Genomic DNA, 21,347 nt, shown 5'->3' with positions numbered 1-21,347 from the left:
GTACAGGAGGTGGCCACAGATGGGTGAGGGCGGTACCGGACACGGCGGCGGCGACCCCGGGTACTTCGGGCCCGACTCGGTGACCTGGCAGATGCACGCCGACCCCGTCATGTGGATCGCCGGGGTGCGGGCCCTGTACCTCCAGGCCCTGCACCCGCGCGCGGTGCGCGGGGTCCTGGCGAACGGCGACATCCGCGAGGACCCCTGGGGGCGGCTGCTGCGCACGGCCCGCTTCGTGGGCACGCTCACCTACGGGACGAAGGCGGACGCCGAGCATGCCGGCGCGCGCGTGCGGCGCATCCACGGCTTCCTGAAGGCCGACGACCCGGTGACCGGTGAGCGGTTCAGGATCGACGACCCGGCCCTGCTGCTGTGGGTGCACTGCGCCGAGGTCGACAGCTATCTGCGGGTGGCGCGGCGCTCCGGCTTCCCGCTCAGCGACGCGCAGGCCGACCGCTATGTGGACGAACAGCGCGAGGCCGCCCGGCTCATAGGCCTCGACCCCGCCCGCGTCCCGGCGTCCACGGCGCGGCTCGCCGCCTACTTCGCCGACGTACGGCCCGAGCTCACCGCCGGTGCCGACGCCCGCGACGTGGACGCCTTCCTGCGGCGCCCGCCCGTGCACCCGCTGCTGGTCCCGGGGCGCGCCCTGGTGTGGCGGCCGGTGGCCCGGCTCGCCTACGACGCGCTGCCCGCGTACGCCCACGAGCTGTACGGGCGGCCCGCGCCCGGACCGGACGAGGTCACCCGCCGGCTCGTCGCCGCCCGGCGGCTGCTGCGGCTGATCCCCGACACCGTGCGCTGGCAGCTGCCGCCGAAGCACATCCTGCGGGCGATGGCCCGGCTCGGTCCCGGAACGCGACCGGCACCGTACAAACTCCGCGGACAGGCGGCCATACTGAACGGAGCCGGGGAGGGCGCAGCGGCACAGTGACGGGGGCGACATCGCGCGATGGCGGACACCAGGCTGATCCACGGCCGGTACCGGCTGCTGGAGCTGATCGGGCGCGGCGGCATGGGCGAGGTGTGGGCGGCCCGTGACGAGTCGCTGGGGCGGCGGGTCGCCGTCAAGTGCCTCAAGCCGCTGGGGCCGCAGCCCGAGCAGTCGTTCGCCCGGGTGCTGCGCGAGCGCTTCCGGCGCGAGGCGCGGGTGGCGGCGGCGCTCCAGCACCGGGGCGTCACGGTCGTCCATGACTTCGGCGAGTTCGAGGGCGGGCTCTACCTCGTCATGGAGCTGCTCGACGGCCGCAACCTGAGCCAGCTCCTGGAGGACGGCAAGGGGCACCCGCTGCCGGTGCCGGACGTCGTCGACATCGCCGAGCAGGTGTCGTCCGCGCTCGCCTACACCCACCAGCAGGGCATCGTGCACCGGGACCTCAAGCCCGCCAACATCATGCGGCTGGCGGACGGCACGGTGAAGATCCTGGACTTCGGGATCGCCCGCCTCGGCGCCGACATCGGCTTCACCTCCCGGCTCACCGGCACCGGCATCGCCATGGGCACCCCGCACTACATGTCGCCCGAGCAGATCGGCGGCGCGTCCGTCGACCACCGCAGCGACCTGTACTCGCTGGGCTGTGTCCTGTACGAACTGGCCACCGGGGCACCGCCGTTCGACCTCGACGACGCCTGGGCGATCCTCGTCGGCCACCGCGACACCGTGCCCGAGCCGCCGCGCGCCCGGCGCGCCGAACTGCCGGTCTTCTTCGAGGAGGCCGTGCTCGACCTGCTCGCCAAGGAGCCCGGCGCACGGCCGCCGGACGCCCGGGAACTGGTGCGGCGGCTGGCCGCCGGACGCGGACTGCCGCCCGCCCCGGCCGTCCTCCGGGCGACGGCGCCAAAGCCCCCGCGGACCCGCGGGCTGCCGTCCTGGGCGCGCGGGATGACCACCGGCCACAAGGCGACCGGTTCCGCCGGGCCGGACCCGGCCCCGCCCGACCCCGACGGCAGCCTCACCGGCGCCTGGACGAGCGCCCTGCCGCCTTCTCCGCCCGTCCCCGGCCCGCCGCCGCCCGCCCCGGCCGAGCTGCTCGCCGCGCTGGCGGACCGCCACCGCGAGGGCCTGGCCCTGGGCCGCGCGGGCCGCTGGGCGCAGGCGGGCGAGGTGCACCGCGCCGTCGCGGCCGAGCGTGCCCAGACGCTGGGCCCCGACCACCCCGACACCCTGGCCAGCCAGTACGAGGTGGCCTTCGCCCTGTGCCGGACCGGGCGCGAGGCGGACGCCCTGCGCGAGTTCGGCCTCGTCGCCCAGGCCCGCGCCCGCACCCTGGGCCCCGACGACCCGGGCACCCTCGACGCCCGCCAGGAGACCGCCTACGTCCTGGGCCGCCTCGGACGCCACTTCGAGGCCCATGGGATGTACGCGGCCGTGCTCGCCGCCCGCGAGCGCGTCATGGGCGCCGGCCATCCGGCCACCCTGCGCTGCCGCCACAACCTCGCCTTCAATCTGAGCCGCCTCGGCCGGCTGGAGGAAGCCCACCGCGTGGCGCACGAGGTCGCCGCCGACCGGGGGCGGGTGCTGGGCCCCGACCACCCCGACACCCTGGTCTCCCGCTACGAAGTCGCCTACGTCCTCGGCCAGTCGGGGCGCTGGACCGAGGCGCTCCAGGTCTACCGCGAGGTCGCCTCGGCGCGCGCGACCGTGCTCGGGGCCGACCATCCCGACACGCTCGCCACCCGGTACGAGACCGGTATCGCCCTCGGCCGTCTGGGACGCGGCGCCGAGGCGCTCCAGCTGTACCGCGTGCTCGTGGAGGACCGCACCCGCGTCGACGGACCCGAGGACCCCGAGACCCTGCGCGCCCGCCACGGCCTCGGCGTCAACCTCGGGCGTCTGGCCCGCTGGGAGGAGGCGCTCGTGGAGGCCCGTGAGGTGTGCGCGCTGCGCGAACGCGTCCTGGGCCCCGACCACCCCGACACCCTGGTCAGCCGGCGCGAGACAGCGGTCGGCCTCGGCTGGCTCGGGCGCTGGGAGGCGGCGCTGACCGTCTACCGGCAGGTCGCGGACGCCCGCGAACGCGTCCTCGGCGCCGACCACCCCGACGCTCTCGCCAGCCGGACCGAGGAGGCCCACTGCCTGGAGCGGCTGGGACGCGCCGCCGAGGCGGCGGCCCTGAAGCACCGGGTCGCGTCGCTGCGAAAGGAGAGCGGCCGGGGGGGTCAGGGCGGCCGGTAGCGGTCGGCGGACCACCGGCGCCACCCTGGCCGCCGGTGATCGGCGCGTGCTAGGAAGGGCCATGCCCGCACAGCAGGTCTACGACACCGTGATCGTCGGCGGGGGCCACAACGGCCTGGTCGCCGCCGCCTACCTCGCCCGCGCCGGGAAGTCGGTGCTGGTCCTGGAGCGTCTGGGCCGCACCGGCGGCGCGGCCGTCTCGACCCGTCCCTTCGCGGGCGTGGACGCCCGGCTCTCGCGCTACTCCTACCTCGTCTCCCTGCTGCCCCACAGAATCGTCGACGATCTGGGGCTGCGCTTCGCCGTCCGCAAGCGGACGGTCTCCTCGTACACGCCGGCGGTACGCGACGGCCGCCCCACCGGGCTGCTCGTCGGGGGCGGCGAGGAGCGCACCCGCGCCTCGTTCCACCGGCTGACCGGCTCCGACGCCGAGTTCACGGCGTGGGAGGAGTTCTACGGGATGACCCGGCGGGCCGCCGGGCGGATCTTCCCCACGCTGACCGAACCGCTGCCCACCCGCGCGGCCCTGCGCGAGCGGCTGGGGGACGACACGGCGTGGCGGGTGCTCTTCGAGGAGCCGATCGGCGTCGCCGTGGAGGAGCGCTTCCGGGACGACCTGGTGCGCGGGGTCGTCCTCACCGACGCCCTGATCGGCACCTTCGCCGACGCCCACGACCCCTCCCTCGCCCAGAACCGCTGCTTCCTCTACCACGTCATCGGCGGCGGCACCGGTGACTGGGACGTACCGGTGGGCGGGATGGGCGCGTTCACCGACGCGCTCGCGGGCGCCGCCCGGGCGGCGGGCGCGGAGATCGTCACCGGGCACGAGGCGACCGCGCTGCGCACCGACGGCCGCGAGGCCGAGGTCGACTTCCGTACGGAAGCGGGCGAGGGCACGGTCGCGGCCCGGCACGTCCTGGTCAACGCCTCTCCCGCCGCCCTGGCCGCCCTCACCGGCGGCCCGGCTCCGGAGCCCGCCGAGGGCGCCCAGCTCAAGGTGAACATGCTGCTCACCCGGCTGCCCCGGCTCAAGGACACGACGGTCGACCCGCGTGAGGCGTTCGCCGGGACCTTCCACATCGGTGAGGGCTACGGGGCGCTGGCCACCGCGTACGCCCAGGCGGCGGCCGGTGAGCTGCCCGCCGCGCCGCCCAGCGAGATCTACTGCCACTCGCTCACCGACCCCTCCATCCTCGGCCCGGACCTCGCCCAGCGCGGCCACCACACGCTGACGCTGTTCGGGCTGCACACCCCGGCGCGGCTGTTCGCGCGGGAGAACGACACGGCGCGCGAGGTGCTGCTGAAGGCGACGCTGGCGCAGTTGGACGCGCACCTGGCCGAGCCGCTCGCGGACTGTCTGGCCACCGACGCCGAGGGACGGCCCTGCATCGAGGCGAAGACCCCGCTGGATCTGGAGCGCGAGTTGCGGCTGCCCGGCGGCCACATCTTCCACCGCCCGCTCGCCTTCCCATACGCGGAGGAGTCCGCCGGGCGCTGGGGCGTGGAGACCGCGCACCCCAACGTCCTGCTCTGCGGGGCGGGCGCGGTCCGGGGCGGCGGGGTCAGCGGCATCCCGGGCCACAACGCGGCGATGGCGGTCCTCGGACGGTAGCCGCGTCAGGACGCGATCGCCCCGGGCCGGGCGCCGGCCGGAGCCCGTGCGACCGCGCCCGGCAAAGAAACTGACGCAGCATCAGAAAATCTCTTCCCTCTCCGTCCCGGCTGCGGCATCCTGCGCCCCATGCAGACGGAGCTGAGCAGAAGACTGGGAGTGGAGCACGCCATCTTCGGCTTCACCCCGTTCCCGGCGGTGGCCGCCGCCATCACCCGGGCGGGCGGGTTCGGCGTGCTCGGCGCGGTCCGCTACACCGCCCCCGACGACCTCGCCCGCGACCTCGACTGGATGCAGGAGCACACCGGAGGGCTGCCCTACGGCCTCGACGTCGTGATGCCCGCGCGGAAGGTGGAGGGGGTCACCGAGGCCGATGTCGAGGCCATGATCCCGGAGGGGCACCGGCAGTTCGTGCGCGAGACGCTCGTCAAGCACGGGGTCCCCGAACTCGCCGAGGGCGAGGTGTCCGGCTGGCGCATCACCGGCTGGATGGAGCAGGTCGCCCGCAACCAGCTCGACGTCGCCTTCGACTACCCGATCAAGCTGCTCGCCAACGCGCTCGGCTCCCCGCCCGCCGACGTGATCGAGCGGGCCCACGCCCGCGGCGTCCCGGTCGCCGCGCTCGCCGGCAGCGCGAAGCACGCCCGCCACCACGCCGAGGCGGGCATCGACATCGTCGTCGCCCAGGGCTACGAAGCCGGCGGCCACACCGGTGAGATCGCCTCCATGGTGCTCGTGCCCGAAGTCGTCGACGCGGTCGGCCCGCTTCCGGTACTCGCCGCCGGAGGCATCGGCAGCGGCGCCCAGGTGGCCGCCGGGCTCGCCCTCGGCGCCCAGGGCGTCTGGCTGGGCTCCCTCTGGCTCACCACCACCGAGGCCGATCTGCACTCGCGCGCGCTCACCCGCAAGCTCCTCGCGGCGGGCTCCGGCGACACCGTCCGCTCACGCGCCCTCACCGGCAAACCCGCCCGCCAGCTGCGCACCGGGTGGACCGACGCCTGGGACGATCCCAGCGGCCCCGGCACGCTGCCCATGCCCCTCCAGGGGCTGCTGGTCGCCGAGGCGCTGTCACGGATCCAGAAGTACGAGGTCGCGCCGCTGCTCGGCACACCGGTCGGCCAGATCGTCGGACGGATGAACTCCGAACGCAGTGTCCAGGAGGTCTTCGACGACCTCACCCGCGGCTTCGAGCAGGCCGTGGACCGTATCGCGCGCATCGCGGGAAGGACTGGGTCATGACCGACTCCCGGCAGCCGCCCAACGGGTTCTGGGCGCAGGCCGCGGCCGACCCGGGACGGGTGGTGCTCACCGCGCCCGACGCCGAGCGGTGGACGGCGGGGCGGCTGCACGCCGCCGTCAACCAGCTGGTGCACGGGCTGCGCGCGGCAGGACTGCGGCCGGGCGACGCGTTCGCCGTGGTGCTGCCCAACGGTGTCGAGTTCTTCACCGCCTATCTGGCCGCCTCCCAGGCCGGGTTCTACCTCGTGCCCGTCAACCATCATCTGGTCGGCCCCGAGATCGCCTGGATCGTGGCGGACTCGGGCGCCAGGGTGCTCATCGCCCACGAGCGGTTCGCGGACGCGGCGACCGCCGCCGCCGACGAGGCGGAACTGCCGGCCGACCACCGGTACGCGGTCGGGGAGGTGGCGGGCTTCCGTCCGTACGCCCAACTCCTGGACGGGCAGAGCGAGTCCGCACCCGAGGACCGCACCCAGGGGTGGGTCATGAACTACACCTCGGGCACCACCGGCCGCCCGCGCGGCATCCGGCGCCCGCTCTCCGGAAAGCCGCCCGAGGAGGCCCATCTCGGCGGCTTCCTCGGCATCTTCGGCATCAGACCGTTCGACGACAACGTCCATCTCGTCTGCTCGCCGCTCTACCACACGGCCGTGCTCCAGTTCGCGGGCGCGTCCCTGCACATCGGGCACCCCCTGGTCCTGATGGACAAGTGGACGCCCGAGGAGATGCTGCGCCTGATCGACACGTACCGCTGTACGCACACCCACATGGTGCCGACCCAGTTCCACCGGCTGCTCACGCTGCCGGAGGAGGTCAGGGCGCGGTACGACGTGAGCTCGCTGCGCCACGCCATCCACGGCGCGGCCCCCTGCCCCGACCATGTGAAGCGGGCGATGATCGAGTGGTGGGGGAGCTGCGTGGAGGAGTACTACGCGGCGAGCGAGGGCGGCGGGGCGTTCGCCACCGCCGAGGACTGGCTGAAGAAGCCGGGCACGGTCGGCAGGGCGTGGCCGATCAGTGAACTCGCGGTCTTCGACGACGACGGCGAGCGGCTGCCCCCGGGCCGGCTCGGCACCGTCTACATGAAGATGTCGACGGGCGGCTTCAGCTACCACAAGGACGAGACGAAGACCCGGAGCAACCGCATCGGGGACTTCTTCACCGTGGGCGATCTCGGCTACCTCGACGAGGACGGCTATCTGTTCCTGCGCGACCGCAAGATCGACATGATCATCTCGGGCGGGGTCAACATCTACCCGGCCGAGATCGAGGCCGCGCTCCTCGGCCACCCGGCCGTCGCCGACGCCGCCGCGTTCGGCATCCCGCACTCCGACTGGGGCGAGGAGGTCAAGGCGGTCGTGGAGGCCGCGCCCGGGCACGAGCCGGGGGACGCGCTCGCCGCCGACATCCTGGCCCACTGCGAGGAGCGCCTCGCGGGCTACAAACGCCCCAGGTCCGTCGACTTCATCGCGTCCATGCCACGCGACCCCAACGGCAAGCTCTACAAGCGCCGGCTGCGCGAACCGTACTGGGAGGGCCACGAACGGGCGATGTGAGCGGCGGGGCGTGTCGTGCGGGTCTCCGCCCTGCGGCGCGGGCCCGGAACGCGCCTCCGCGGCAGGGCCGAAGCCGCGAGATCGGCGGGACACCCCCGAGCCCGGTTGTGGCTCACGTCACATCCGGTGACTGTCACGCGCGACGGGGCTCGCCCGTCCTGATGCCGAACATCCCGTGGGACCGGACCATGGCCCCAGGGGACCGACATCGGGAGGAACCCCCATGCGTGTACTTGTCGCCGGAGCCACCGGGGTCGTCGGACGGGCCCTGGTCCCGCTGCTGGCCTCGGTCGGCCACGACGTCGTCGCCCTGTCCCGCTCGGCCGGGCGGACCGCCGTGCTGGAGGGGACGGGCGCGCGTACCGTCACGGCCGACGCCCTCGACGCAGGGGCGCTGGACCGGGCCGTGCGCGAGGCGGCCCCGGACGCGGTCGTGCACCTGCTCACCGCCATCCCGCCGCGGCTCGACCCCCGCCGAATGCCCCGGCAGTTCGCCCTCACCGACCGGCTGCGCACCGAGGGCACCCGCAATCTGATCGAGGCGGCCCGGGGCGCGGGCGCCCACCGGATCATCACCCAGAGCGTCGCCTTCGCCTACGACCCGGACGGCGACGGGCTCGCCGACGAGACCACCCCGCTGTGGCGCACCCCGCCCAAGCAGTTCCGGCGCTCGCTCGACGCGCTGCGGGAGCTGGAGCGGCGCACCGGCGAGGCGGACGGACTCGTGCTGCGCTTCGGCCACCTCTACGGCCCCGGCACAGCGTTCGACACCGACGGGCAGTTCGTGCGCCAGATCAGGGACCGCGCGCTGCCGCTGGTGGGCGGCGGCACGGCCACCTTCTCCTTCACCCACGTCCACGACGCCGCCACCGCCGTCGTCGCGGCCCTCGACAAGAACACCACCGGACTGCTGAACATCGTCGACGACGACCCGGCCCCGATGAGCGAGTGGGTGCCGGAGGTCGCTCGGATGCTGGGCGCCCCGGCGCCGAGGCGGCTGCCGGCGTTCGTGGCCCGGCTCGCCGTCGGCGGCTGGGGGGTGGCGTTCATGACCCGGCTGCGCGGCGCCGACAACACGCGCGCCCGCCTCGGCCTCGACTGGCGCCCGCGCCACACCTCGTGGCGCACCGGGATGGCGGTCGAGTTGAATGGCACGGTGGCCGCGGCGAAGTGACACCCACGGCCGTGAACAGCGCGAACAGGGGAGAGGACGGCGGCATGGCAACGCCGGCGCGACACCGGGACACAGCGGCGGAGGAGGGCGGCGCGGCCGAGTTCGAGCGGCACCGGCCGCTACTGCTCGGCCTCGCCTACCGCTTCCTCGGCTCCATGTGGGACGCCGAGGACGTCGTCCAGGACGCCTGTGTGCGCTGGCTGGGCACCGACCGCGGCGAGATCAGGGTGCCGCGCGCCTTCCTGATCAGGATGGTGTCGCGGCTCGCCCTCGACCAGCTGCGCTCGGCACGGGTGACCCGCGAGGCCTACACCGGTCCCTGGCTGCCCGAACCGGCCGCCACCGACGCGCTCGGGCCGATGGACACCGCCGAGCTCCGCGACACGGTCGCCTTCGCCACCGTGCACCTCATGGAGCGGCTGACCCCGCCCGAGCGGGCCGTGTTCGTGCTGCGCGAGGCGTTCGAGCTGCCGTACGACGAGATCGCCGACATCCTCGGCCTGAGCGCCGCCCACTGCCGCCAGCTCTTCCGCCGGAGCGGCCGGCACCTCGCGGACGGACGCGAACGCTTCCGGCCCGCCGCGGAGGACCATGTGCGGCTCTTCACCCGGTTCCTGGAGGCGGCCCAGCGGGGCGACCTCGGCGGGCTCACCGATCTGCTCAGCGAGGACGTCATCGCCTGGAACGACGGCGGCGGCAGGGTGCGCGCCGCCCTGCGCCCGGTCATCGGCCGCGCCAAGGTGCTGGCCTTCGTCACCGGCCTGTTGAAGCGCTACACCGTCGGCGCCACCCGCCTCGTCGACGTCAACGGCGCCCCCGCCCTGTTCACCTCGCTCGACGACCGCTCCCAGCTCACCTCCCTCGACATCCGCGACGGCCGGGTCCACGCCATCTACGTCGTGCTCAACCCCGACAAGCTCGGCCACGTCCCGGCCTGACCCTCCGGGGCGGCCCGCCCGGACGGGGCGGGCCGCGCGGCCGTCAGCGGTGCTCGCGCACCCGGACGATCCGCAGGGCGGGCGAGGAGAGGATGTCGCGCTCGCAGTAGCGCGAGGTGACCCAGCGCCCGCGCGAGTAGAGCTCCGTCTGATCGCTGTAGTGGGGCGAGCGGACGTTCTCCGACTGGGAGTACGTCAGCAGGGTGCGGGCGACGGGGCAGCGACCGCCGTCCCAGCCGACCGCCTGGATGTGGCTCGATCCGGTCGACACCTCGGTGTAGCCGCGCGCCGGGTCCCACACGCCCTCGACCTTGTTCCAGACGCCCAGCGCCTCCGTCCCGCCCGAGAGGGGCAGGCGCTCGCCGTCGCGCACCACGTACTGGTGGTCGCCCAGCGCCGAGTCCAGCGGGATGCCCGCCGCGCGCAGTTCACCGACCGCGTCGGCGAGCGCCCGGGCGACACCGGGCGAGGCGGTGTTGAGCGTGTTCGGCGTGTGCACCGGGTCGGCGGCGGAGAACGGCACCTTCCACAGCTCGGCCGCCGGCACCGCGGCCGTCAGCCTGCGCCAGTAGCGGTCGAAGAGCAGGGCGCCCCGGCTCCGTGCGTCGACGGTACGGTCCCAGCGGGCCAGCACCGGGCACGCCCCCGACACGTCGACGCTCCGGCCGGCGCTGTCCGTCGCGGTGCCGCCGGGCAGCGCGGCGCACGCCCGGGCGGTGTCGGCCGCCGCCAGGGTCCCGGCGGGCGCCCGGTCGGCGAACTCCTGGCGCTGGAGGTCGGCGACGGTCAGCCGCCCCTTCGCCGCCATCGCCGAGACGTCCTCGACGGCCCCGCGGGTGCGCAGCGAGCGCGGGGTGGCGACGCTGCCGAAGACCCGCTCGTAACCGGTCAGCGGATGGCCGGCGTTGGTCAGCCAGGCGCTGTCGTTGGAGTTCTCCACGTACGCGGTGTCCTTGAGCACCGGCATACGGGCGGGCCCGAAGACCCCGGACTGGAGCGCGTCCGGGTCCGAGCCCAGGGCGCAGTCGCCGCGCGAGCCGTCGAGGACGGCGACGCCCGAGGCCGGGTAGAGCGCCCGGCCCAGCGGGGTGGAGCAGCGTGCGGCCAGGTCGTCGGTGATCCGGGGCAGCACCTGCGACTGGGTGAACAGCGAGTGCCCGTGCGCGTCGGCGGCGACCGTGTTCACCCAGGGCAGGCCCTGCGTGCGGCGCAGCGAGGCGAGGACGTCGGCGGCGCTCCGCGCCCTGGAGAAGCCCAGCGAGGTGTCGGAGGCGCGCAGATTGAGGGAGTTGGGATCGTTGAGCGCGAACGCCGTGGCCCTGGTCCAGGGCAGCGGCACCGTCGGGCCCAGCCCCGTCACCACCGGCCCGTACCGCGTCCACCACTGCGTGCGGCTCACCGGGGCGCCGCCCTTGACCGCGACCGTCACGGTCCGCCGGGTCATGCGCTCGGAGCGGCCGTCCACGAGGTAGGCGGTGGGGTCGGCCGGGTCGAGGGTCAGCTGATGGAGGTTGAGGGTGACGCCGGTGGCGACGGTGTGGCTCCAGGCCACCTTGTCGTTGAAGCCGATGCTCATGGTGGCGGTGCCCAGCAGGGCCGCGCCGGAGACGTTCAGCTCGCCGGGGATGGTCTGCTGCATCTGCCAGAAGCGGCGGCCACCGTGCCACGGGTAGTGCGGGTTGCCCAGGAGCAGACCGCGCCCGTCGGCGGTGGCGGCTCCGCTGAAGGCGACGGCGTTGGAGCCCATGTCGGCCTGGTCGGCGGCGAACAGCCGCTGGGCGGCCTTCGCCGCCTCGCCGGGGTCGGGCGCCGCGGGCGGGGCCGCGGACGCGGGCGGCTGGGCGGCGGTGACGGCGTCGGTGACGCGTCCCTGGCCGCCGAGCACGGATATCGCGAAGCCGCGCGCCGCCACGTCGGTGAGGGTCACCGGGCGCACCCAGGCCGCGCCCCGGCACGCCGGGTCGGTGACGCGGTGCTGCTTCAGCCAGGCGTTGTAACCCGCCGCCCAGCCGCGCATCAGCTCCTTCGACTGCCGGCCGGGCCCGGCGGGCGCGGGGGTGGCGAGCAGCTTCTCGACCGTACGGGAGTCGCGTACGGAGGTGAAGTACAGGTCGCTGGAGAGGTTCTTGGTGGCCGCCGACAGCGCGCCGTCGGGGGCCGCGTCCGGGCCGAACCACTTCGACCGCTCCCCGCGCAGCGTGACGAACCCGTCGGCGAGGGTGCACACCTGGTCGGCGGCCTGGGCGTAGCCGGTGCCGAAGCCGAGGCCGGCGTAGTCGTCGGCGAGGATGTGCGGGACGCCGTACTCGGTGTAGCGGATGACGGCGGACAGGCCGCCGCCGGAGGGATGGTGTTCGCGGTCGCCGGGCGCGGCCGAGGCCGTCGGGGACAGCGAGGCCGAGGCGGTGAGCAGCGCGACACCGGCCAGCGCGAGGCGCTCGATCCGGGTACGGGCACGGATGCGTGTGCGCGTACGGGTGGTGCTTCGGCCGGTTTCGGTGCCGTCGCTGGTACGGGCGGCGGTGCGGGCGCGGAGAGCCAACGTTCCTCCCAACTCGGGGGGCGACAGGGGTGGTTGCCCAGGACACACGAAGTGCCGCCAGCCACTCAGTCAGCCCGGCGCACGCCTGTCAACAGGCAGGCCGGTACGCGTCCGCACCCACCTGCCGCCGCTAGTCTCCCCGCCGGCTCCCCGTCCACGGGCGCCGTCCCCCTCCTCAGCCCGCCCCGGCGCCCCCTCGCAGATCCACGATCCGTCTGAACTTGCCCACCGACCGCTCGATGGTGTCGGGGTCGACGACCTCCACCTCCACCGAGACCCCGACGCCCTCCTTCACCGCCGTCACGACCGACCGGGCGGCTGCCTCGCGCTGCTCGGCAGCGGTGCCGGCCCGCGCCTCCACCCGTACCGTCAGCGCGTCCAGCCGGCCCTCCTTGGTCAGCCGCAGCTGGAAGTGCGGGGCGAGGCCCGGTGTGCGCAGCACGATCTCCTCGATCTGGGTGGGGAAGAGATTCACCCCGCGCAGGATCACCAGGTCGTCGCTGCGGCCGGTCACCTTCTCCATCCGCCGGAAGACCCGCGCCGAACCCGGCAGCAGCCGGGTCAGGTCCCGTGTCCGGTAGCGGATCACCGGCATGGCCTCCTTGGTGAGGGAGGTGAAGACCAGCTCGCCGCGCTCGCCCTCGGGCAGCACCTCGCCGGTGAACGGGTCGACGATCTCCGGATAGAAGTGGTCCTCCCAGATGTGCAGGCCGTCCTTGGTCTCCACGCACTCCTGTGCCACCCCGGGCCCCATCACCTCCGACAGCCCGTAGATGTCGACCGCGTCGAGCGCGAAGCGCTCCTCGATCTCGCGGCGCATCTCCTCCGTCCACGGCTCCGCGCCGAAGATCCCGACCTTGAGCGAGGTCGCACGGGGGTCGACGCCCTGCCGCTCGAACTCGTCGAGGAGGGTCAGCATGTACGACGGGGTCACCATGATGATCTCGGGGCGGAAGTCCTGGATCAGTTGGACCTGGCGGGCCGTCATACCGCCGGAGGCGGGGATCACCGTGCAGCCGAGCCGCTCCGCCCCGTAGTGCGCGCCCAGGCCGCCCGTGAACAGGCCGTATCCGTACGCCACATGCACCTTGTGGCCCGGGCGTCCGCCCGCCGCGCGGATCGAGCGGGCCACCACGTCCGCCCAGGTGTCGAGATCGCGCTCGGTGTAGCCGACCACGGTCGGGCGGCCGGTGGTCCCGCTGGAGGCGTGGATGCGGCGGATCCGGGACTCGGGAACCGCGAACATCCCGAACGGGTAGTGGTCGCGCAGATCCGCCTTCGTGGTGAAGGGGAAGCGGGCGAGGTCGGCGAGCGAGCGGCAGTCCTCCGGCCGTATCCCCGCCTTGTCGAACGCCTGCCGGTAGAACCCCACATGCTCGTACGCATGGCGCAGCGAAGCCCTCAGCCGGTCGAGCTGGAGCGCCTCCAGCTCCGGCCGGCTCAGCCGTTCCGCCGCGTCCAGCAGGGGTTCCATGGGCCGCTCCCGTCCTCGCCGGTCGTCACTCCGCCAGAAAACGGACGACCGATCATTCGGTAGATCTGCTCGGGTTCAGTAATCCAGCCACCGGACCGCACCGTCAAGACCTGTGGACAACGCGCCCGCACCGCGCCTTTCGCGCTGTGGGCGAAACCCCCTTGGCCCGCTCGCCGCCGGCTGTGAGGATCACCGGCATGCCGAAGTTCACCGCGTACGACGGAACCGAGCTCGCCTACCGCCTGGTGGGGACGGGTCAGCCGCTGATCTGTCTGCCCGGCGGCGCCATGCGGGCCTCGGCCTATCTGGGCGATCTTGGCGGCCTGTCCGCCCACCGGCAGCTGGTGCTGCTCGACCTGCGCGGGACGGGTGACTCGGCAGTGCCGCAGGACCCCTCCTCGTACCGCTGCGACCGGATGACCGACGACGTCGAGGCGCTGCGCGAGCACCTCGGCCTGGAGCGCGTCGACCTCCTCGCCCACTCGGCCTCCGGCAACCTCGCCACCCTCTACGCGGCGGCCCACCCGCGGCGCGTCGGCTCGCTCGTGCTGGTCACCCCCGGTGTCCGGGCCGTCGGCCTGGAGATCACTGCCGACGACTGGCAGGCCGCGGCGGCGCTGCGCGCGGGCGAGAGCTGGTACGAGGAGGGCCGCGCCGCGCTGGCGGAGATCCGGGGCGGGCGCGACGCGCGCGAGGTGTGGACGGCCGTCCAGCCGTTCATGTACGGGCGGTGGGACGAGGCCGCGCGCGCCCACGCGGCGGGCGAGGACACCCAGATCAACCGCGCGGCGGCCGATGTCTACTACCAGGACGGGGTCTTCGACCCGTCCGCCACCACCGCCGCGCTGGCCGCCGTGGACGCGCCCGTGCTGGTCCTCGCGGGGGCGTACGACGCCTCCCCCACCCCCGAGCGGGCCGCCGAGTTCGCCGCGCTCTTTCCCCGGGGCGAGGTCACCGTGCTGCCGGGCGCCGGGCACTTCCCGTGGCTGGACGCGCCCGGCGACTTCGTACGGACGCTGGCCGCCTTCCTGGAGCCGGACGTGCGCAGCGTGCGCACGCCATCCGGTGTCCGTCTCGCCTACCGGGTCCTGGGCGAGGAGTCCGCGCCACCGGTCCTCCTCGTCCACGGCCGGGGCGGCACCGGCGCCGACTGGAACGGGATCGCCGAAGCGCTGGCCGCCACGCGCCGGGTGTACGCGCTCGACCTGAGCGGCCACGGCCTCAGCGACTGGCCCGGCAGCTACTCGTTCGAGGGGTTCCGCGACGATCTGCGCGGCTTCGTCGACGCCCTCGGCCTGGCCGGAGCCGATGTGGTGGCCCACTCCATGGGCGGCGCGGCGGCCCTCCTGCTCGCGATCGGGGCGCCCGAGCTGGTCGGGCGGCTCGTCCTGGAGGAGTGCCCGCCGCTGACCCCCCTCGATCCGCCGCGCGGGTTCGTGGACCGGCCCGACGGGGAGCTCTCCTTCGACTGGCCGGTCGTCACCGACGTGAACGCCCAGCTCAACAAGCCGGATCCGGCCTGGCGCGCGGGTTGCGCGTCCCTGGCCACGCCGACGCTGATCGTCGCGGGCGGCCCGGACAGCCACATCGACCAGAAGGCGCTCGCGGAGCTGGCCGCGGACATCCCCGGCGCCCGGCTCGTCACCCTGGACGCCGGCCACTCGGTCCACGCCGGGCGCCCGGACGAATTCCTGGCGGCGCTGCGGGAGTTCGGCATCTGACGGGCGGCTCTGGCGGGCGCCTCTGACGGACTGCCCCGGAGGGTCAGCCCGCCGACTCCACGGCCACCGCCCGCGCCCACCGGTAGTCGGCCTTGCCGCTGGGCGAGCGCTGGATGCTCGGCGCGATGACCAGCTGGCGCGGCACCTTGTACCCGGCGAGCCGGGTGCGGCAGTGGCTCTGGATGGCGTCGAGCGTCGGCGCCTCGGCGCCCTCGCGCACCTGCACCACCGCCGCGACATGGTTGCCCCAGGTCGCGTCCGGCACCCCGGCCACCAGCGCGTCGTACACGTCCGGATGGGACTTGAGCGCCTGCTCGACCTCTTCCGGATAGACCTTCTCGCCACCGGTGTTGATGCACTGCGAGCCGCGCCCGAGAACCGTGACGATGCCGTCCTCGTCGACCGTGGCCATGTCACCCAGCAGCACCCAGCGCTCCCCGGCCCGCTGGAAGAACGTCTCGGCGGTCTTCACCGGGTCGTTGTAGTAGCCGAGCGGCACATGGCCGCGCTGGGCGATCCGGCCGGGCTCACCGGGCTTCACCGGCTCGTGGGTGGCCGGGTCGACCACCGCCGTACGGGAGTTGACGCGCAGCCGGAAGCCCCTGTCGGGGCCGGAGTCGTCGGTGGCGGTGCCGTTGAAGCCCGATTCGGACGAGCCGAAGTTGTTGAGCAGCATCGCGTTCGGCACCAGTGCGCGGAATTGGGCGCGGACCGTCTCGGACATGATCGCGCCGGAGGACGAGACGCTGAACAGGGACGAGCAGTCGATGCCCTTGAGCGGGCCGCTCAGGGCGTCGATGAGCGGGCGCAGCATCGCGTCCCCCACCAGCGACACGCTGGTGACCCGCTCCCTCTCGATCGTCCGCAGGACCTCCTCGGGTACGAACTTGCGGTGGATGACCACACGCTGGCCGAAGTGGAAGCCGATGAACGCGGTGAGGGTGGAGGTGCCGTGCATCAGCGGGGGAGTGGGGAAGAAGGTGATGCCCTCGCCGCCCGCCGCGACCCGCTCGGCCAGCTCCTCGGGGCGGGAGACCGGCTCGCCCGTGGGCGCGCCGCCGCCGAGCCCCGAGAAGAACAGGTCCTCCTGGCGCCACATCACGCCCTTGGGCATCCCGGTGGTGCCGCCGGTGTAGATGATGAAGAGGTCGTCGGGGGAGCGGGGTGCGAACCCCCGCTCCTCCGACCCCGCCGCCTCCGCCTCGGTGAACGGCACCGTGTCCAGCGCGGGCGCACCCTCGGGCGGCTCCCCGACCCGTACGAGATGGCGGAGTTTCGCGGTGTGCGGCAGCGCGCCCGCCACCCGCGCGGTGAACTCCGCGTCGAAGACCAGCGCGGCGAGGTCGGCGTCCCGGTAGAGGTAGACCAGCTCCTCCTCCACATAGCGGTAGTTGACGTTGACCGGGACGATCCGGGCCTTGAGGCAGCCGAGCACGGTCTGGAGGTATTCCACGCCGTTGTACAGATGCAGGCCCAGGTGCTCGCCCGGTCCGACGCCGCTGTCGATCAGGTGGTGGGCGATCCGGTTGGCGGCGGCGTCCAGTCGGCGATAGGTCAGCCGGCGCTCCGCACCCGTGCCGGGGTGGTCGAGGTGGACCAGTGCCTCGCGGTCGGGGACCACGTCGACGACCGACTCGAACAGGTCGGCAAGGTTGTACTCCACCGCTCCTCCTGACCCCGGCGCCATCCGTGTGGCCGTCATCAGAGCAGAGCCCACCACAAGTGGGAAGGGCCTTCGGCGAAAGAATCTGACTGCCTGTCAGAAAACTATTGAACTGCGCCCCCGGCTCCTGCAACCTGTTCCAGTCCGACGACGGGAGGCAGGTCCATGGGTGGCACCGAACACCTCACCGTGCGGCGCGAGGGCGCCACACTCGTACTCACACTCAACCGGCCCGAGGCCAGGAACGCGCTCTCGCTGTCGATGCTGGTCGGCCTCTACGACGGCTGGCTGGCGGCCGACGCCGACGACACCGTCCGCTCGGTCGTCCTCACCGGCGCCGGTGGCGCGTTCTGCGCGGGCATGGACCTCAAGGCCCTGGCGGGCAGGGGCATGGAGGGCGAGGCCCACCGGGACCGCCTCAAGGCCGACCCGGATCTGCACTGGAAGGCGATGCTGCGCCACCACCGCCCCCGCAAACCCGTGATCGCGGCCGTCGAGGGCCCCTGTGTGGCGGGCGGCACCGAGATCCTCCAGGGCACCGACATCCGGGTGGCCGGCGAGAGCGCCACCTTCGGGCTCTTCGAGGTCCGGCGCGCCCTGTTCCCCATCGGCGGCTCGACCGTCCGGCTCCAGCGCCAGATCCCGCGCACCCACGCCTTGGAGATGCTGCTCACCGGCCGCCCCTACACCGCGCGCGAGGCCGCCGGCATCGGCCTGATCGGGCACGTCGTCCCGGACGGCACCGCCCTCGCCAAGGCCCTGGAGATCGCGGAGCAGATCAACGCCTGCGGTCCGCTCGCCGTCGAAGCGGTCAAGGCCTCGGTGTACGAGAGCGCCGAGATGACCGAGACCGACGGCCTCGCCGCCGAACTCGAACGCGGCCGGCCGGTCTTCGACACCGCCGACGCCAAGGAGGGCGCCCGCGCCTTCGCCGAGAAGCGCCCGCCCGTCTACCGGCGCGCCTGAGCGCGCACCCGCGCCGCGCGCCCGTAAGGAGACCCCGATGCCCGAAGTCCTCAGCGCCCCCCTGGTGGTCGAGTTCCCGTTCACCCGCTCGCTGGGCCCCGTACAGAGCGCCTTCCTCACCGGGCTGCGCGAGCGGACCGTCCTCGGAGTGACGACCTCCGACGGCAGGACGCTCGTGCCGCCCGTCGAATACGACCCGGTCACCGCCGAGGAGCTGCGCGACCTCGTCGAGGTCGCGCCCACTGGCACCGTCACCACCTGGGCCTGGAACCCCTCCCCGCGCCGCGGCCAGCCCCTGGCGCACCCCTTCGCGTGGGTCCTGGTCCGGCTCGACGGCGCCGACACCGCGCTGCTGCACGCCCTGGACGCGCCCGGCCCCGACGCCGTGCGGACCGGGATGCGGGTGCGGGTGCGATGGGCGGGGGAGCGCGAGGGCGCCATCACGGACATCGCGTGCTTCGAACCGTACGAGAGCGAGGCGGCGGGGCGACCGCGCCCGCACGACGGCTCCTTCGCGGACCCGGTCACCCAGATCGTCGCCCCGGCCCGGCTCGACTACACCTACAGCCCGGGCCGCGCCCAGACCGGGTACATCGAGGCGCTGGCCGAGCACCGGACCGTCGGCGAGCGCTGCCCCTCGTGCCGCAAGGTGTACGTGCCGCCGCGCGGGGCCTGCCCCACCTGCGGGGTCGCCACCGAGGAGCGCGTGGAGGTGGGCCCGGCCGGCACCGTCACCACGTACTGCATCGTCAACATCAAGGCCCGGAACGCGATGAACGACGCCATCGAGGTGCCCTACGTCTACGCGCACATCGCCCTCGACGGCGCCGACCTCGCCCTGCACGGCCGGATCGGCGGCATCCCCTACGACCAGGTGCGGATGGGGCTGCGGGTCGAACCGGTGTGGCGCGAGGGTGGCCGCCACCCCGACCACTACCGGCCCACCGGCGAGCCCGACGCCGACTACGACGCGTACAAGGAGCTGATCTGATGCGCCCCGCACGGGACGTGGCCGTCGTCGCCTTCGCGCAGAGCGACCACCGGCGCCGCACCGACGAACTCTCCGAGGTCGAGCTGCTGATGCCGGTGCTGCACCGGGTGCTGGCGAGCACCGGACTGCGGACCGGCGACATCGGCTTCACCTGTTCCGGCTCCTCGGACTACCTCGCCGGCCGCGCCTTCTCCTTCACCATGGCCCTGGACGGCGTGGGCGCCTGGCCGCCGATCGCCGAGTCGCATGTCGAGATGGACGGTGCCTGGGCGCTCTACGAGGCGTGGGTGAAGATCCTCACCGGTGAGGCCGACACCGCGCTCGTCTACTCCTACGGCAAGTCCTCGCCCGGCGAACTCCGCGACGTCCTGACCCGCCAGCTCGACCCGTACTACCTGGCGCCCCTGTGGCCCGACTCCGTCGCGCTCGCCGCGCTCCAGGCGCAGGCCCTCATCGACGCGGGGGACACCGACGAGCGCGCGCTCGCCGCGATCGCCGCCCGCAGCCGGGCCTCCGCGACCGCCAACCCCCATGCGCAGGTGCGCGGTTCACGCCCGCTGGGCGACTACCTCGTACGCCCGCTGCGCACCGGCGACTGCCCGCCCATCGGGGACGGGGCCGCCGCCGTGATCCTCGCCGCGGGCGACACCGCGCGCGATCTGTGCGAACGGCCCGCCTGGATCCGGGGCATGGACCACCGCGTCGAGGCCCACGCCCTGGGCGTGCGCGACCTCACCGACTCGCCCTCGGCGCGGCTCGCCGCCGAGCGCGCCGGGGCCTTCGACCGGCCCGTTGACACCGCCGAACTGCACGCCCCCTTCAGCTCCCAGGAGGTCGTCCTGCGCAAGGCGCTGAGGCTGGCCGACGGGGTACGGGTCAACCCGTCCGGGGGCGCGCTGGCCGCCAACCCGGTGATGGCCGCCGGACTGATCCGGATCGGGGAGGCCGCCGCCGGGATCCACCGGGGCGACTCCGAGCGGGCACTGGCCCACGCCACCTCGGGGCCGTGCCTCCAGCAGAACCTCGTCGCCGTACTGGAGGGGGAGCCGTCGTGAGCAAGGAACCCGTGGCCGTCGTCGGGATCGGCCAGACCAAGCACGTCGCCGCCCGCCACGACGTCTCGATCGCGGGACTGGTCCGTGAGGCGGCCCAACGCGCGCTGGCCGACGCGGAGCTGGGCTGGGCGGACGTCGACGCGGTCGTCATCGGCAAGGCCCCCGACTTCTTCGAGGGCGTGATGATGCCGGAGCTGTACCTCGCGGACGCCCTCGGTGCGGTCGGCAAGCCCCTGCTGCGGGTGCACACGGCCGGCTCGGTCGGCGGCTCCACCGCGCTGGTCGCCGCGAACCTGGTGGCCGCCCGTGTCCACGGCACCGTCCTGACCCTGGCCTTCGAGAAGCAGTCCGAGTCCAACGCCATGTGGGGCCTGTCCCTGCCCATCCCCTTCCAGCAGCCGCTGCTCGCCGGGGCGGGCGGCTTCTTCGCGCCCCACGTACGGGCCTATATGCGGCGCACCGGGGCCCCCGACACGGTCGGCTCGCTCGTCGCGTACAAGGACCGGCGCAACGCCCTGCTGAACCCCTACGCGCATCTGCACGAGCGGGACATCACCCTGGAGAAGGTGCAGTCGTCCCCGATGCTCTGGGACCCCATCCGCTACTCCGAGACCTGCCCGTCCTCGGACGGGGCGTGCGCGATGGTCCTCACCGACCGCGCGGGCGCGGCCCGTTCGCCCCACCCGGCCGCCTGGGTGCACGGCGGGGCGATGCGCAGCGAACCCACGCTCTTCGCGGGCAAGGACTTCGTCTCCCCGCGCGCCGGCAAGGACTGCGCCGCCGACGTCTACCGGCAGGCGGGGATCGCCGACCCGCGCCGTGAGATCGACGCCGTGGAGATGTACGTGCCGTTCTCCTGGTACGAGCCCATGTGGCTGGAGAACCTCGGCTTCGCGGCGGAGGGCGAGGGCTGGAAGCTCACCGAGTCGGGCGTCACCGAACTCGACGGGGACCTGCCGGTCAACCCCTCGGGCGGGGTGCTCTCCACCAACCCCATCGGAGCCTCCGGCATGATCCGCTTCGCCGAGGCGGCCCTCCAGGTGCGCGGGCGGGCCGGCGAGCACCAGGTGCAGGGGGCGCGCAGAGCGCTGGGGCACGCCTACGGCGGCGGCTCGCAGTTCTTCGCCATGTGGCTGGTCGGCTCCGAACCGCCCGGCCGGTAGGGGCCCGGGGTCCCGGGCACCGGGGCGTCCCGGCCCGTCGTCGCGGGTGGGGCGCGGTACTCCTTCCGTGGCCTGTCC

The 21,347-nt window shown here is 73.9% G+C and carries 15 protein-coding genes; 12 read left to right on the top strand and 3 right to left on the bottom strand.

The annotated features are described in order from the left end of the window. Nucleotides 1–19: 19 nt before the first annotated feature. From ACZ5ID_RS02275 to sigJ, 7 genes are all read left to right on the top strand, one after another. Nucleotides 20–934 (top strand): oxygenase MpaB family protein, encoded by a 915-nt coding sequence (locus tag ACZ5ID_RS02275; protein ID WP_468892630.1) that lies wholly within the window; start codon nt 20–22, stop codon nt 932–934. Between the two features lie 18 nt (nt 935–952). After that, nucleotides 953–3,175: a serine/threonine-protein kinase gene (locus tag ACZ5ID_RS02270; protein ID WP_468892628.1), complete on the top strand. Its 2,223-nt coding sequence runs from the start codon at nt 953–955 to the stop codon at nt 3,173–3,175. A 61-nt stretch (nt 3,176–3,236) separates the two neighbouring features. Then, a complete protein-coding gene (locus ACZ5ID_RS02265; protein WP_468892626.1) occupies nt 3,237–4,787 on the top strand; it encodes a phytoene desaturase family protein in 1,551 nt (516 codons plus the stop codon). Between the two features lie 129 nt (nt 4,788–4,916). Further along, complete coding sequence (locus ACZ5ID_RS02260) at nt 4,917–6,026, top strand: NAD(P)H-dependent flavin oxidoreductase (protein ID WP_468892624.1); 1,110 nt, start codon at nt 4,917–4,919, stop codon at nt 6,024–6,026. Beyond that, on the top strand, nt 6,023–7,582 hold the full coding sequence (locus ACZ5ID_RS02255; RefSeq protein ID WP_468892622.1) for an acyl-CoA synthetase: 1,560 nt from the start codon (nt 6,023–6,025) through the stop codon (nt 7,580–7,582). Before ACZ5ID_RS02260 ends, ACZ5ID_RS02255 begins: the two co-directional genes overlap by 4 nt. A gap of 223 nt (nt 7,583–7,805) precedes the next feature. Beyond that, nucleotides 7,806–8,756: an NAD-dependent epimerase/dehydratase family protein gene (locus ACZ5ID_RS02250; protein ID WP_468892620.1), complete on the top strand. Its 951-nt coding sequence runs from the start codon at nt 7,806–7,808 to the stop codon at nt 8,754–8,756. Between the two features lie 44 nt (nt 8,757–8,800). Continuing rightward, nucleotides 8,801–9,694, top strand: a complete 894-nt coding sequence (gene sigJ / locus ACZ5ID_RS02245; RefSeq protein ID WP_468892618.1) for an RNA polymerase sigma factor SigJ — start codon at nt 8,801–8,803, stop codon at nt 9,692–9,694. Between the two features lie 43 nt (nt 9,695–9,737). Here sigJ and ACZ5ID_RS02240 read toward each other — a convergent pair whose 3' ends face one another. After that, nucleotides 9,738–12,155, bottom strand: a complete 2,418-nt coding sequence (locus ACZ5ID_RS02240; protein WP_468893149.1) for a penicillin acylase family protein — start codon at nt 12,153–12,155, stop codon at nt 9,738–9,740. Nucleotides 12,156–12,411: 256 nt separating this feature from the next. Next, the gene (paaK, locus tag ACZ5ID_RS02235) at nt 12,412–13,710 is read right to left on the bottom strand and encodes a phenylacetate--CoA ligase PaaK (protein WP_468892616.1); all 1,299 of its coding nucleotides are present in this window, start codon (nt 13,708–13,710) and stop codon (nt 12,412–12,414) included. Between the two features lie 197 nt (nt 13,711–13,907). Here paaK and ACZ5ID_RS02230 point away from each other — a divergent pair, with 197 nt between their 5' ends. Further along, entirely contained in the window at nt 13,908–15,431 is a 1,524-nt protein-coding gene (locus ACZ5ID_RS02230; protein WP_468892614.1) for an alpha/beta fold hydrolase, read from the top strand. 43 nt (nt 15,432–15,474) lie between these two features. Here ACZ5ID_RS02230 and ACZ5ID_RS02225 read toward each other — a convergent pair whose 3' ends face one another. Next, nucleotides 15,475–17,094 carry an acyl-CoA synthetase gene (locus ACZ5ID_RS02225; protein ID WP_468892612.1) on the bottom strand — a complete coding sequence of 540 codons (1,620 nt, stop codon included), beginning with the start codon at nt 17,092–17,094 and terminating at the stop codon, nt 15,475–15,477. Nucleotides 17,095–17,259: 165 nt separating this feature from the next. Between ACZ5ID_RS02225 and ACZ5ID_RS02220 the strand changes: the two genes are divergently transcribed. Genes ACZ5ID_RS02220 through ACZ5ID_RS02205 form a run of 4 tightly spaced genes read left to right on the top strand, consistent with a single transcriptional unit; the run spans nt 17,260 to nt 21,269 of the window. Then, complete coding sequence (locus tag ACZ5ID_RS02220) at nt 17,260–18,060, top strand: crotonase/enoyl-CoA hydratase family protein (protein ID WP_468892610.1); 801 nt, start codon at nt 17,260–17,262, stop codon at nt 18,058–18,060. Nucleotides 18,061–18,097: 37 nt separating this feature from the next. After that, the gene (locus ACZ5ID_RS02215; RefSeq protein WP_468892609.1) at nt 18,098–19,051 is read left to right on the top strand and encodes a Zn-ribbon domain-containing OB-fold protein; all 954 of its coding nucleotides are present in this window, start codon (nt 18,098–18,100) and stop codon (nt 19,049–19,051) included. Continuing rightward, nucleotides 19,051–20,106, top strand: a complete 1,056-nt coding sequence (locus ACZ5ID_RS02210; protein ID WP_468892607.1) for a thiolase domain-containing protein — start codon at nt 19,051–19,053, stop codon at nt 20,104–20,106. Before ACZ5ID_RS02215 ends, ACZ5ID_RS02210 begins: the two co-directional genes overlap by 1 nt. Further along, nucleotides 20,103–21,269, top strand: a complete 1,167-nt coding sequence (locus ACZ5ID_RS02205) for a thiolase domain-containing protein (RefSeq protein ID WP_468892605.1) — start codon at nt 20,103–20,105, stop codon at nt 21,267–21,269. The genes ACZ5ID_RS02210 and ACZ5ID_RS02205 overlap by 4 nt, the downstream gene beginning before the upstream one ends. Nucleotides 21,270–21,347 lie beyond the last annotated feature (78 nt).

The sequence above is a fragment of the Streptomyces sp. NPDC031670 genome (assembly GCF_055580545.1).
The sequence above is the reverse complement of the archived record's forward strand: the minus strand, read 5'-3'. Positions and strand labels throughout refer to the sequence as shown.

Excerpts from the sequence above, each read along its gene's own strand:
- ACZ5ID_RS02275 (WP_468892630.1), top strand. The coding sequence starts at position 20 with ATGGGTGAGGGCGGTACCGGACACGGCGGCGGCGACCCCGGGTACTTC.
- ACZ5ID_RS02270 (WP_468892628.1), top strand. The coding sequence starts at position 953 with ATGGCGGACACCAGGCTGATCCACGGCCGGTACCGGCTGCTGGAGCTG.
- ACZ5ID_RS02265 (WP_468892626.1), top strand. The coding sequence starts at position 3,237 with ATGCCCGCACAGCAGGTCTACGACACCGTGATCGTCGGCGGGGGCCAC.
- ACZ5ID_RS02260 (WP_468892624.1), top strand. The coding sequence starts at position 4,917 with ATGCAGACGGAGCTGAGCAGAAGACTGGGAGTGGAGCACGCCATCTTC.
- ACZ5ID_RS02255 (WP_468892622.1), top strand. The coding sequence starts at position 6,023 with ATGACCGACTCCCGGCAGCCGCCCAACGGGTTCTGGGCGCAGGCCGCG.
- ACZ5ID_RS02250 (WP_468892620.1), top strand. The coding sequence starts at position 7,806 with ATGCGTGTACTTGTCGCCGGAGCCACCGGGGTCGTCGGACGGGCCCTG.
- sigJ (WP_468892618.1), top strand. The coding sequence starts at position 8,801 with ATGGCAACGCCGGCGCGACACCGGGACACAGCGGCGGAGGAGGGCGGC.
- paaK (WP_468892616.1), bottom strand. The coding sequence starts at position 13,710 with ATGGAACCCCTGCTGGACGCGGCGGAACGGCTGAGCCGGCCGGAGCTG.
- ACZ5ID_RS02230 (WP_468892614.1), top strand. The coding sequence starts at position 13,908 with ATGCCGAAGTTCACCGCGTACGACGGAACCGAGCTCGCCTACCGCCTG.
- ACZ5ID_RS02220 (WP_468892610.1), top strand. The coding sequence starts at position 17,260 with ATGGGTGGCACCGAACACCTCACCGTGCGGCGCGAGGGCGCCACACTC.
- ACZ5ID_RS02215 (WP_468892609.1), top strand. The coding sequence starts at position 18,098 with ATGCCCGAAGTCCTCAGCGCCCCCCTGGTGGTCGAGTTCCCGTTCACC.
- ACZ5ID_RS02210 (WP_468892607.1), top strand. The coding sequence starts at position 19,051 with ATGCGCCCCGCACGGGACGTGGCCGTCGTCGCCTTCGCGCAGAGCGAC.